The following is a 12,700-nucleotide window of genomic DNA, read 5'->3' as shown; positions in this document are numbered from 1 at the left end:
CGGCTAACCTCTCGTGAACATGGTGCAGTCGGTCGAATTGTTGTTGGACGACGCGGCCGATGCGGAGATCCGGCGGCAGTGGCAATTGCTCGCGGATGCGGGCATCCCGAGTTTGGCCGGGAAGCAAACCGAGACCAACCGGCCGCATATCACCGTCGCGGTGGCCAGGCAGATCTGGCCGCGTATCGATCACGCGCTCGAGCAGCTGACCTTCCGGCCGATTCCGGTACGGCTGGGCGGGCTGCTGGTCTTCGGTGCGCGCCATCCGATCCTGGTCCGGCTGGTAGTGCCCTCGGAGCAGCTGCTCGCGCTACAACGGCGCATCTTCAACGCGGTATCGCCGTGTCCCGGGGTTCCGGCGAATCTGCAGCCCGACGAGTGGACGCCCCATGTCACACTGGCCAGGCGGGTGCCGACGCACCATCTCGGCGAAGCGATCCACGCGGTCGCCAGGGACCGTGATTTCCCGGCGACCGTGGTGGGTATCCGGCGTTGGGATGGCGATCAGCGGCGCGAGTGGCCGGTCGCCCGGGGAAGATAAGCGCAGCGCCGGGCGTTACAGCTGGCGACATACGACACGAGAGGACGTCATGGCCACCCAGACGCTGAACCAGCAGAATTTCGATGAGGTAGTCACCGGAAACGACGTGGTACTCGTCGATTTCTGGGCCGACTGGTGCGGTCCGTGCAAGAGCTTCGCGCCCACATTCGAGGCCTCCTCGGCCAAGCATCCCGATGTCGTGCACGGCAAGGTCGACACCGAGGCCGAGCAGGGCCTGGCCGCCGCCGCCAATATCCGCTCCATCCCGACCATCATGGCGTTCCGTGAGGGCGTGCTGGTCTTCGCGCAGCCGGGCGCATTGCCGCCCGCCGCGCTGGAGGATCTGGTCACCCAGGTGAAGGCGCTGGATATGGACGAGGTGCGCAAGCAGCTCGCCGAGCAGCAGGCCGAGAAGTAGCTCCCCGCTCGGACAACTGAACCGACGGGCCGTTCACATTCTTTCGAAATGTGAACGGCCCGTTGTGTTTTGGTCTCAGTATTCGATTCAGGCGCCCAGCTGGTTCACGCCCGCGATCATGGCGCGGACGGTGGATTCGGCGCTGTCGTCGGCCAGCGCCGCGCCCCAGCCCCGCCTGCCGTCGCATTCGCATTGCACGAAGGTGGCGGTACCCGCCTCGGTGCGGCGCTGGTGGAATTGCAGGATTTCGACCGGATAGCCCTCGTCGTAGAGCGCCGAGGTCATCGCCGCGACCGGACTGCCGGTGGCGATCACCGTGCGCAGGTGGTCGGCGAACTCGAGGGTCGCGGTGAACTCCGCGCTCCGCTTGCCCGCGGGCGACCAGTCACCGACCCGGATCGGGCCGGTGAGCTCGCAATACCGGTCGTGGAACTGTGCAGGTGTCAGATCGGCGCATTCGGCGCGCAGCGCCTTGGGCGCGGCGGCGATGAACGTCTTGGTGTCAAGAGTCAGCATGGTCATTGCGCGTAGGTCTTCCCGAGGATTGTCTTCTCAATTGACAGAGGGGACCAGCAGTAAGTAATCAGTAGCCCGCAGCGAGGGGGCCGGTCCGAATCAGACCCCGCTACGGCGGGTTACTACGAGAAGTCGCCGGGCTGCCACCATCGCGGTAAGCGGAATTAGCACAACGCTGTCGCGGTCTGCGACATTCAGCGCTGCGCTGTGGCGGTCGGCGGGATTCGGCACGCGGACCAGAATATGTCCATCTTGACGCAATAGCAACCACATTTGGCACCCGTATTGCCTACTCGCGAGTATCGTTTTCGCAGCTCAGAGGTGTCATCTACAGCGAGGATGGCGGGCGGCAGCGGCGAAGGTACCTTCGGTCACATGGGTGCCCTTGTCGCCATGACCATCCCCGGGTTGTCAATTCTCCTGATCGGCCTCGCGTTCGTCGAGGTGCTGTGGAATCGGCTCACCGGAAGCCGGATCCTGCCGTGGTTCCGCCACCGTAAGCACACGCCGGTCGCTACGACCGGCTTCGAACAAGTGACAGCGGTCTTCCAGGGCTCCAAGCACTACGAGTTCGAGCAGCGGCAGACGGCATTGATGCACAAAGAGGACAAATCCGATGGCGCGCCGCCGCGCGACGAGATCGACCTCGGTGCGGGCTCGGCGAAGCTGGTGCGGCGCGAGCGGTGACCATTCGATCGTGAAACGCGGTGCGGCACACCGAATATCCGGTGTGCCGCACAACCGCACTCAGTGGGCGGCGGCGTCCCAGCTGCGGCCGGTACCGACGGACACATCCAATGGGACCGACAGGGTGATCGCCGAGGACATCTGTTCGCGGGCCAATGTCTCCAGGGTGTCCTTCTCCCCCTCGGCGACCTCGAAGACCAACTCGTCGTGGATCTGCAGCAGCATCCGCGAGCGCAAGCCCGCCTCCCGAATCGCCTTGTGCACGTTGATCATCGCTACCTTGATGATATCGGCGGCGGTGCCCTGGATGGGTGCATTGAGGGCCATGCGTTCGGCGGCCTCGCGGCGCTGGCGGTTACTGGAGTCCAGATCGGGCAGGTAGCGGCGGCGGCCGAAGAGGGTTTCGGTGTAGCCGACCTTGCGGGCCTGTTCGACGACCTCGTAGAGGTAGTCGCGGATGCCGCCGAAGCGATCGAAGTAGACGTCCATCTGCTCCTTGGCCTCCTGCGTGCTGATCTTCAGCTGGGTGGACAGGCCGTAGGAGCTCAGACCGTAGGCGAGACCGTAGGACATCGCCTTGATACGGCGGCGCATCTCCGGACTGACCTCGGACAGCGGAATATCGAACGCCTTGGACGCGACGAAGGTGTGCAGATCCTCACCGGAGTTGAAGGCCTCGATCAGACCCTCGTCGCCGGAGAGGTGGGCCATGATGCGCATTTCGATCTGGCTGTAGTCCGCGGTCATCAGCGACTGGTAGCCGGAGCCGACGACGAAGGTGTCGCGGATCTGGCGGCCGGTGTCGGTGCGGATCGGGATGTTCTGCAGATTCGGTTCGGTCGAGGACAGTCGTCCTGTCGCGGCGATGGTCTGGTTGAAGGTGGTGTGGATGCGACCGTCGTCGGCGACGGATTTGAGCAGACCATCGACGGTGACCTTGAGCCGGGTGGCATCACGGTGTTCGAGCAAATGCTGTAGGAATGGATGCTCGGTCTTCTCGAACAGCGATTCCAGTGCATCGGCGTCGGTGGTGTAGCCGGTCTTGGTGCGCTTGGTCTTCGGCATATCGAGTTCGTCGAACAGCACCACCTGCAGCTGCTTGGGCGAGCCGAGGTTGATCTGCTTGCCGATCACCCCATAGGCGGCATTGGCCGCATCGCTGACCTTGTCGGCAAATTGCCGCTGCAGGGTCTCGAGCTGGTCGATATCGACCGCGATGCCCGCATTCTCCAGTTCGGCGAGCACACCGAGCAGGGGCAGCTCCATATCGTCGAGCAGCGCGCTGGATTCGATCTGGCGCAGTTCGCCGTCGAGCGCATCGGCGAGGTCGAGCACCGCCCTGGCACGCAGCATTTCGGTCCGCGCAGTCTCGACGTCGACGGTGTCCGCATCGTCGAGCAGCGACAGCTGCGGGGTTTCGTCGGTCTCGGCGCGCAGTTCGCGGTGCAGATAGCGCAGTGACAGATCGTCGAGGTTGAAGCTGCGCTGGCCCGGGCGGACCAGGTAGGCGGCCAGGGCGGTGTCGCTGGTGAGACCGGCCAGGGTCCAGCCGCGCCCGCGCAGCGCGTGCATCGCGGCTTTGGCCTCGTGCAGTGCCTTCGGCACGGCGACATCGGCGAGCCAGGCGCCAAGGGCGGCTTCGTCTTCCGGGGTCAGCACGGCGACATCGATATAGCCGCTTTCACCGTCCGCGCCCGCAATGGCGAGCGCGCGGACGTCACCGTTGCCCGGCGCGCTGGTGCCGACGACCGAAATACCATGGCGGACACCGGCTTTCGCATGCTCTGCTAGCCAGGCGGCGACCGCGCCGACTTCGAGTGCGCCGCCGCTGATCTCGAAGCCGGATTCGGCCTCGGGCTCCGGCGGGGCGAGGGTTTCGAAGAGCCGGTCGCGCAGTACCCGGAACTCCAGATCGTCGAAGAGCTGGTGGATCTTATTGCGATCCCACGGCTGCTGGGCCAGTTGTTCGGGGGTGTAGGGCAGCGGGACATCGCGGACCATCTCGGTGAGCTGGCGGTTGAGCACCACACTGCTGAGATTGGCGCGCAGCGCGTCGCCGACCTTGCCCTTCACCTCGTCCACCTTGTCGACAAGGGTGGCGAGGTCGCCGTATTCGCGAATCCACTTGGCGGCCGTCTTCTCCCCGACCCCGGGAATGCCGGGCAGGTTATCGCTCGGGTCGCCGCGCAGCGCCGCGTAGTCCGGGTACTGGGCCGGGGTGAGCTGATACTTGGCCATCACCTCATCGGGGGTGAAGCGAGTGAGATCGGAGACGCCCTTGCGTGGGTACAGCAGGGTGACGTCATCGCTGACGAGTTGGATGGCGTCGCGGTCACCGGAGACGATGAGGACGCGGAACCCCTCGGACACCGCCTGGGTGGCGATGGTGGCGATCAGATCGTCGGCCTCGAAGCCGTCGATCGCCATCACCGGGATGCCCATGGCGCCGAGCACATCCTTGGTGAGTTCGACCTGACCGCGGAACTCATCGGGCGTGGCACTGCGCCCCGCCTTGTACTCCGGATATGCCTCGGTACGGAAAGTCTTGCGACTGACATCGAACGCCGCCGCGATATGCGTCGGCTTCTCGTCCCGCAACAGGTTGATCAGCATCGCGGTGAATCCGTACACCGCATTCGTGGTCTGCCCGGTGACCGTCTTGAAGTTCTCCGCGGGCAATGCGAAGAATGCGCGATAGGCAATCGAATGCCCATCCAACAGCAACAACGTCGGCTGCTCACCGGCTGCCACGGCTGTACCCGTCGCCTTTGGGGCACTGGAACGCTGATCAGTAGTCGCTGGGGTCACGTGCAAGAGTCTAGGGAGCCCCACCGACAATCCACAGCTGCGGCACCCCTTAGTGATGCGAGTCCAGCGAGCCGTCTGATTTCCGCCAGAAGCGGTTCGGCTCGGCGGCCATGATTTCCCGGTGACCACAACCCGCGCAGCACTGCAGAACTTCTTCGCCGCCGAAGCCGCCTACATCACCGAGGGCGCGAACTTCGATGCGATGGCCGCCTGCTTGGCCCCCGATGTCGTCATGTACCAGGCCGACCATCTCCCCTATGGCGGCGAATGGCACGGCCCCGATGGCATCGAGAAGTTCATGGCGGCAATGAGCCGAACCTGGGGGTCGTTGGAATTCATCGAGCAGCGGTTCGTGGTCGACGGCGAGACGGTGGTCATCTACAACCGCGGCCGACTGCTGGCCCGCGCCACCGGCCGGATGCTGGAGACCTCGGTAATGCAGCTGATGACCTTCCGCGACGGTCTGATCACCGAGATCCGGCCGTTCTATCTGGATACCGCGGCCGTGCTCGAGGTGCTGACCGAGGATCGACCCGCAGCGCAGTAGCCGAATCCGCCGCTCAGCAGCGCGGCTATTCGACGTGGGCCGGGGAGCTGTACCAGGTGTTGCACTCCCAGGTGTCGCCCTTGTCGGAGCCCCATTTCCACCAGCCCCACACGTTTTCCTCGGTGCCCTGCATGCGCGGATTGGCGGTCTCGCCGGTGCTGCGGACGGTATGGGAGGCCTCGTTCCAGGTTTGTTCGTCGATATCGGCGCGACCGAAGTTGGTGCCGAGGAACATTCCGGAGAAGCAGCGGGCCTGCAGTTCCATGCGACGGCTCTGTTCCTGGCCCGCAGAGCTGTCCTTGCCGAGGGTCGAACGTTTTTCGGTGTAGGCCTGCATGACGCCGATCAAGTTCTGCACATGGTGTCCGTATTCGGTGGTGAGCACGGCCAATTGGGCACCGCGGCGCGAGCCGCTGGCCAGCGGGCGCATCGCGTCGTACGGCAGAACCAATGTTTCGTCGAGGGCGCAGTAGAAGGTCGTCGGGCCGTTGCGCAGCCGCTGCACACACTGACTGGTGACGTCACGGGATTGCGTGGGGGCGAGTAGCCGCGGCGGATGGAACGGCAGTCCGGCGCCGCGCAGTGTCGGTTCCCAGGATGCGTCGAGGCAGGCGATCGCGGCCCGATAGAACGCCCGCGCCGCCTCCGGATCGTCGCGCCAGGCGGGCAATTTGCAATCGACCCTGCCGAGGCCCGCATGCTGGGCGAAGAGCGGATGGTCGGCAAGCGCCTGCACCGGGCGACTCGACGCCACCGGCATCCCGGCCGGGGCCGCTCCGGCCAGCGGTGCCGCAGCGACCGGCGGCGCGCCGTCGCCCACCGGATTCGCCGACCCGGGCAGTGCACCGGCGAATCCCGGCGTCATCGAGTTGTCGGAAATAACACGCGCCGTACGCATTTCACCGGCGTCGGCGGCCCGTCCGTGCACCACGAGCAGTGTCACGGCCGCCAGCGCACCGACCACACCGAATACCACCCAGGCGAGCACCAGCCGCCTGCCGCGCAACGGACCGAGCCGAGAGCTGAACGTGCTGTTCATGATTCCCCTGTGGAGCTCGATCACCGCACCTTCATTGGAACCCCGCCCCACCGCGCACGCAACTCGGGAACGGGGTCAACGGGTCACAGTGTGGCCACAAGTTCACGCAGCACCGGCAGGCTGACCGACCCGGAGCCGAGCACCAGATCGTGGAATGCCTTGATATCGAAGGCAGCACCGAGCCGCTCGGCGGCCGCGCGGCGCTGACCGCGAATCTCGAGCTGGCCGACCTTGTACGCGACGGCCTGCCCGGGCATGGCGATATACCGGTCGACCTCGACCTCGATCTCGGCCAGTCCCACCGGCGCGTTGGCGACCATGAAGTCGATGGCCCGCTGACGGCTCCAGCCCTTGGCATGGATGCCGGTGTCGACGACGAGTCGGCACGAGCGCCATGAGTCGGCTGCGAGCATTCCGACGCGATCCAAATCGTCTGCGTACAAGCCCATTTCGTCGGCCAGGCGTTCGGTGTAGAGCGCCCAGCCTTCGACGAAGGCGGTATTGGCGAAGGACTGCCGTTGGAAGCGCGGCAGGTGCTCGAGCTCATTGGCGATGGTGAGCTGCAGGTGATGTCCCGGAATCGCCTCGTGGTAGGCCACCCCCGCCGTCTCGTAGCGGCTGCGGCCGGTGGGTTCGTGCTGGTTGACGAAGTAGGTGCCGGGCCGGGAGCCGTCCGCGGCAGGCGGAAAGTAGTACGCCGCGGGCGCATCCGCGGCCAGGAAGTCCGGCACCGCGACGATATCGCAGGTTTCCTTGGGCAGGCGGCCGAACCAGTTGCCCATCTCCGCGACCGCGGCACCGAGCGCGCGTCGCGCATCGGCCATGATCTCCTCGCCGCTGCCGTAACGCAGCTCCGGATCCCGCCGCAGCCGGGTGAAGATCTCAGTGGTATCGGTGGTGCCGAACAACCGGGTGCCCACGGCGGCGTATTCCTCGCGCAGCATCGCCAATTCGGATAAGCCGAGTTCGTGGATCTCCTCCGCGCCCAGGTCGGGCAGGGTGGTGTGGCGGCGCAACTGCCGCCGGTAGATATCCTCGCCGTCGGCACCGAGCCAGCACAGACCGCATTTGTCATCGGGGCGGGCGGCCGGACGCAGTTCGCCGGCCAGTACGTCCCGATAACGTTGGAAGGCAGGGCGAATCACATCGCGGGCGACCTCGGTGAGTTCGGCGCGCCAAGCCGCCTCCCAAGGCCAATCCGCCGGTCCGGCAAAGGTGGTGAACGGGTCGGTGGCGAGATCGGAGGCGAGGTAGCCGTCGAGCTGATTGAGTGAGCGCTCGATGGTGATGCGCGCGGGTGCGCGGCCCGCGGCCAGGCCGTTGCGGAACTGCTGGACCGCCTGGTCGAACATCGTGCCGAATCGGCGATACCGCTGCACCAGGGCGAGCGCGTTTTCCGGCTGCGGCGCGTTGGTCTGGGGGGCCATCATGAGCATTCCGGCGTGCACGCCGTCCATCTGGTCCGAGGCCAGTTCGGTCGGCCGCCACGCCAAATTATCGATGGCCGTATCCAATTCGGTATGCAGCAGACTGCGGGTGACCCGGTCGTCACCGGTCAGCCTTTCGCCATCGAGGCCGACGACCTGATCGCGCAGCTCGCGCAGGGTCGCCAGCAGCCGCTGCTGGGCCTCGGGCGACAAGTCCTCGATGCGGTCATCGAAGCGGTGGTCGCCGAGCAGGGTAGCCGTGCTCGGCGCGGCGGCCAGCACGCTGTCCCAGTAGCGGTCGGCCAGATTCGTGAGTTCGTCGTGCCCGTCCATGATCGCCATCATGCCTCGAGGCGCCCATGGACGGGCCCGACTTGTCGCCGACTCTTATCCCACGCCCAGGTAGGCCGATTTCACCGCGGGATCGGTGAGCAGATCCCCGCCGATACCACTCTTGGTGACCTCACCGGTCTCCAGAATGTAGGCGCGATCGCTACGGGTCAGCGCCTGCTGGGCGTTCTGCTCCACCAGCAGTACGGTGGTGCCCTGCTGGTTGATCTCGCTGATGATCCGGAAGATCTGCTGAATCACCATGGGCGCCAAGCCCATCGACGGCTCATCGAGCAGCAGCAGGCGCGGGCGGGCCATGAGCGAGCGGCCGATGGCCAGCATCTGCTGCTCACCGCCGGAGAGCGTGCCGCCGACCTGCTTGCGCCGCTCCGACAGCCGCGGGAACAGTTCGAAGACCCATTCCAGCGTTTGACCGTATTCCGCCTTCTGCTTGAAAGCCCTTCCGTAGCAACCCATATCGAGGTTCTCCTGGACCGTCATACCGGGGAAGACACCCCGGCCCTCCGGTGCCTGGATCAACCCCTGCGTGACCCGCTCGTGCGCCTTCATCTGGGTGATATCGCGGCCCTCGAACTTGATCTTGCCGCGAGTCAGCGGCAGCAGACCCGATAGCGCACGCATGGTGGTGGTCTTGCCCGCACCATTCGCGCCGAGCAGCGTGACCAGCTCACCCTCCGCCACACGCAGCGAAACCCCGTGCAGCGCTTGAATTCTGCCGTAGTTGACCACCATATCGTCGACCTCGAGCAGCGGCGGCGCTTGGCTGAAGTCACGGGCCGCGGGCTCGACGGGTGCGGCCGGTTCGGCGGCGGGCGGTTCCGGTTCGACCACTTCGGTTGTGGCGGTGACCTTTTCGGCCGCGGCACCCTCGGTATCGGGGACGCCGAGATATGCCGCGATCACATCCGGGTTGTCGCGGATCTCCGCGGGCAGCCCATCGGCGATCTTGCGACCGAACTCCAGCACCACAATTCGATCCGTGACACCCATGACCAGGCGCATATCGTGCTCGATCAGCAGCACGGTGAACCCGTCGTCACGGATCTTGCGGATCAGATCCATCAGCGCCGATTTCTCGCTCGGATTGAACCCGGCGGCGGGCTCGTCCAGGCAGAGCAGTTTCGGCTCGGTGGCCAGCGCGCGGGCGATCTCCAGTCGGCGCTGATCGCCATAGGAGAGATTGCGCGCCTTCTCCACCGCACGCGGTGCGATACCGACGAATTCGAGCAGGGCCATGCCGCGCTCGATCGCGTCCTTCTCCTCGCTGCGATGCCGCGGGGTGCGGAAGATGGCACCGGGCACCGAGGTCTTATGCCTGGCGTCGGTGCCGACCACCACATTTTCCAGCGCGGTCATCTCACCGAAGAGCCGCACATTCTGGAAGGTGCGCGCGATTCCGAGCCGGGTGATCTCATTGCGCTTGGTCTTCGTCAGCGGTTTGCCGTCGAAATACACCAGCCCCGAGGCCGGTTTGTAGACACCGGTAATGGCGTTGAAGCAGGTCGTCTTGCCCGCGCCATTGGGTCCGATCAGTCCGAGGATTTCGCCGCGGCGGATCTCGAAGCTGACCTTGTCCAATGCGGTCAGACCGCCGAACTGCACCGTGAGCTCATCGGTGCGCAGCAGCGGCGCACCCACCGCGGTTTCGATTTCGCGGTGTGGCGCAACCACATCCGCGACGACCTCGGCATCGGCGAGCACCGGGATCACGGCGGTGACATCGACTTCACCCGCGCTCGCGACCTCCGGCGGAGCCGCATATCCGGCCGCCATATCCTCATTGTCGAACAGCGCGTCACCCGCGCCTGGCCCGGTCATTGTTGCGCTCCGATCAATTCACGCTCGGCCGGTTTGCGCACGGCCTGATACACCTGCCTACCGAAGGTGAGCAACTTCTGCCGCACCGGGAACAGACCCTGTGGCCGCAGAATCATCATGACCACCAAGGTAATTCCGAAGTACATGTACTTGAGGTCACCGAGGGTCTGCGCACCGCCGACGCGGAACAGCAATACGCTGCCGAGCAGCAGCGCGCCCATGATGCCGGTGACCACCATGCCCGTGATACAGCCGCGCCGCGGCCATGGGCTCAGATCGTCGCTCTTGTATTTCCAGACGACGACCAACCCTACAAAGACCAGCACATCGATCGCCAACAGGATGTATCCGGTGGACTCATTGCTCACCAATTTCACCGACTGCAGCCGCGCCGGCAGATAGGCGATGATGAACGCGCCGAAGATGACGCCGAGCTTATTGCCCTGACCACCGATGACGACCGCGCACAGGAACAGCATCGAGTTGATGATGTTGAACCCGGTCGGGTTGATGAACTGAACCTGTCCGGCATAGATCGCACCGGACATGCCGCCGACCGCGGCACCGATCAAAAAGGCCCACAGCTTGAACTTGAAGGTCGGCACGCCCATGATCTCGGCGGCATCCTCGTCCTCGCGGATGGCCACCCAGGCGCGGCCGACCCGGCTGCGTTCCAGATTGCCGACGATCAGCAGCACGATGATCACCAGCACCATCGCGAACCAGTACCACCAGGTGCCATAGCTGGCCCGGTCCAGCAGATTCGCACTATCGGCATTGCCGCTGTTACCGCCGGAGAAGACGCCCTCCGGCTTGCTGTCGGATTCGCCGACGTGCGGGAAGGCGACACCGGACAGACCAAGGCTGCCGTTGGTGATGTCGGACAGGTTGTCGGCGAGCAACCGGACGATCTCACCGAAGCCCAGCGTGACGATCGCCAGATAGTCACCGCGCAGCCGCAGCGTCGGGGTGCCGAGGATGATGCCGGAGATGGCCGTCACCGCGACCGCGATCGGCAGACAGGCCATCCAGGCCCAGGTCGGATTCAGCCAGCCGCCATCGGTCTGATTCCACGGACTGTTGGGACTGGTGAGCAGACCGACGGTATAGGCGCCGATGGCGTAGAAGCCGACGTAGCCGAGGTCGAGCAGACCCGCCTGTCCGACGACGACATTCAGGCCGATGGCGATCAGCGCGTACATCGCGACCTGCGCCATGACCAGGCCGAAGTTATAGCCGGGCGTATCGAGCAGCGGCGGCGGAAACAGCGGAAGCAATGCGAGCAGAATGAGGATCGGCACGCCGACGCCCCATTGCGCGGGGCGGCTCAGGCCGTCCCACCAGGTCCGAATCGCATCGCCGACACCATGTTTCGGCGCTGCCGCCTTCGGCTGCTCCGGCGTCTCCGGCGACGGAGCATCGGGTGTCTTGGTCAGGTCGGTCATGCGCGGGCCCTCCCGAGGCTCTCACCGAGGATGCCGGTCGGGCGCACCATCAGCACCAGCACCAGCACAGCGAAGGCGACGACATCTCGCCATTCCGAGCCGAGCAGCGATTGGCCGTACTGTTCCACCACACCGAGCAGGATGCCGCCGAGCAGCGCACCGCGCAGATTGCCGATGCCGCCGAGCACCGCGGCGCTGAATGCCTTGATGCCGAGGATGAATCCGCCGGAGTAGATGATGCCCTGCGGAATCTTGATCGCGTAGAGCAGCGCGGCCGCACCCGCGAGCACGCCGCCGATGAAGAACGTCAGCATGATGACCCGCTCCCGCGAAACGCCCATCAACGTTGCGGTATCGGGGTCCTGCGCGACGGCGCGAATGCCGCGCCCGAATTTGGTCCGGTTGATCAACACCTCGGTCACGATCGCCAGCGCGATCGCGGCCAGCACGATGAGCACCTTGATGTTGTCGATGTCGGCACCGAAGAAGCTGAACTGCACGCTCGGCTCGACCAATTTGACCGGCTGCTGTGCGTTGGTGCCGCCGAGTTTGGGATTGATCTTCGGCAGGATGAAGTGCACGAATTCCTGGATCACGAACGACATGCCGATCGCGGTGATCAGGAAGCTGAGCGGTTTGGCCCCGCGTTTACGCAACGGCCGATAGGCCACGCGCTCCAATCCGACTGCGGCGCCACCGGATACCAACATGCCGATGATCATCGCGAGCGCGAGATAGACGACGGTCAGGACTATGCCCTGGGTGTACACGTCGGGATTCGCCACGAAGCCGAACAGCATGAGCCCGATCAATTGACCGAACATGCCGAGCATGAATATTTCCGAATGGGCGAAATTGATCAGCCGCAATACGCCGTAGACCAAGGTATAGCCCACGGCGACCAAGGCATAAATTGAGCCGTAGGTAACCCCGTCGACGGTCAGTCGCCAGAAGTTATCGATCACCCCGTGGTAATTGAAGTCGATCGATCCGCTGGCGAGTTGTACAGCGCCAGCCAATGCCGTTGATTTCATTCGTCTTGTGCCCTCATACTTCATTCGCCCACCGGACAGCGGCACACACGGGGGTGCACGACCCCTGTA

At 65.0% G+C, this 12,700-nt stretch carries 11 protein-coding genes and 1 pseudogene; 4 read left to right on the top strand and 8 right to left on the bottom strand.

All coding sequences use genetic code 11. The features are described from left to right. Window positions 1–19 precede the first annotated feature (19 nt). Complete coding sequence (locus ACWEO2_RS32760) at window positions 20–541, top strand: 2'-5' RNA ligase family protein (protein WP_354957709.1); 522 nt, start codon at window positions 20–22, stop codon at window positions 539–541. 49 nt (window positions 542–590) lie between these two features. Further along, on the top strand, window positions 591–959 hold the full coding sequence (trxA, locus tag ACWEO2_RS32755; protein ID WP_355188119.1) for a thioredoxin: 369 nt from the start codon (window positions 591–593) through the stop codon (window positions 957–959). A gap of 87 nt (window positions 960–1,046) precedes the next feature. Here the strand turns inward: trxA and ACWEO2_RS32750 are convergent, their stop codons facing one another. Beyond that, window positions 1,047–1,475, bottom strand: a complete 429-nt coding sequence (locus ACWEO2_RS32750; protein ID WP_452408871.1) for a 2-keto-3-deoxygluconate kinase — start codon at window positions 1,473–1,475, stop codon at window positions 1,047–1,049. 375 nt (window positions 1,476–1,850) lie between these two features. On the opposite strand from ACWEO2_RS32750, the gene ACWEO2_RS32745 reads away from it, so the two are divergent. Beyond that, entirely contained in the window at window positions 1,851–2,162 is a 312-nt protein-coding gene (locus tag ACWEO2_RS32745) for a DUF6191 domain-containing protein (protein WP_452408870.1), read from the top strand. A gap of 60 nt (window positions 2,163–2,222) precedes the next feature. Here ACWEO2_RS32745 and polA read toward each other — a convergent pair whose 3' ends face one another. After that, complete coding sequence (gene polA, locus ACWEO2_RS32740; RefSeq protein WP_452408869.1) at window positions 2,223–4,970, bottom strand: DNA polymerase I; 2,748 nt, start codon at window positions 4,968–4,970, stop codon at window positions 2,223–2,225. Between the two features lie 121 nt (window positions 4,971–5,091). Between polA and ACWEO2_RS32735 the strand changes: the two genes are divergently transcribed. Continuing rightward, window positions 5,092–5,517, top strand: a complete 426-nt coding sequence (locus tag ACWEO2_RS32735; RefSeq protein WP_354957668.1) for a nuclear transport factor 2 family protein — start codon at window positions 5,092–5,094, stop codon at window positions 5,515–5,517. A gap of 25 nt (window positions 5,518–5,542) precedes the next feature. Here ACWEO2_RS32735 and ACWEO2_RS32730 read toward each other — a convergent pair whose 3' ends face one another. The 6 genes and pseudogenes from ACWEO2_RS32730 to ACWEO2_RS32705 all read right to left on the bottom strand — a co-directional run bounded on the left by ACWEO2_RS32730 (window position 5,543) and on the right by ACWEO2_RS32705 (window position 12,631). Further along, window positions 5,543–6,556, bottom strand: coding sequence for a neutral zinc metallopeptidase (locus ACWEO2_RS32730; RefSeq protein WP_452408868.1), 1,014 nt, complete (start codon window positions 6,554–6,556; stop codon window positions 5,543–5,545). A gap of 83 nt (window positions 6,557–6,639) precedes the next feature. Further along, complete coding sequence (locus ACWEO2_RS32725; RefSeq protein ID WP_452408867.1) at window positions 6,640–8,316, bottom strand: DUF885 domain-containing protein; 1,677 nt, start codon at window positions 8,314–8,316, stop codon at window positions 6,640–6,642. A 54-nt stretch (window positions 8,317–8,370) separates the two neighbouring features. After that, the gene (locus ACWEO2_RS32720) at window positions 8,371–9,066 is read right to left on the bottom strand and encodes an ABC transporter ATP-binding protein (protein WP_452408941.1); all 696 of its coding nucleotides are present in this window, start codon (window positions 9,064–9,066) and stop codon (window positions 8,371–8,373) included. Window positions 9,067–9,201: 135 nt separating this feature from the next. Continuing rightward, window positions 9,202–10,152: pseudogene (locus ACWEO2_RS32715) on the bottom strand (ABC transporter ATP-binding protein); the annotation flags it as partial. After that, entirely contained in the window at window positions 10,149–11,597 is a 1,449-nt protein-coding gene (locus tag ACWEO2_RS32710; RefSeq protein ID WP_452408866.1) for a branched-chain amino acid ABC transporter permease, read from the bottom strand. The pseudogene ACWEO2_RS32715 and the gene ACWEO2_RS32710, both read right to left, overlap by 4 nt. Continuing rightward, on the bottom strand, window positions 11,594–12,631 hold the full coding sequence (locus ACWEO2_RS32705) for a branched-chain amino acid ABC transporter permease (protein WP_452408940.1): 1,038 nt from the start codon (window positions 12,629–12,631) through the stop codon (window positions 11,594–11,596). The genes ACWEO2_RS32710 and ACWEO2_RS32705 overlap by 4 nt, the downstream gene beginning before the upstream one ends. Window positions 12,632–12,700 lie beyond the last annotated feature (69 nt).

Source organism: Nocardia sp. NPDC004278, from assembly GCF_053602975.1.
The sequence above is the reverse complement of the archived record's forward strand: the minus strand, read 5'-3'. Positions and strand labels throughout refer to the sequence as shown.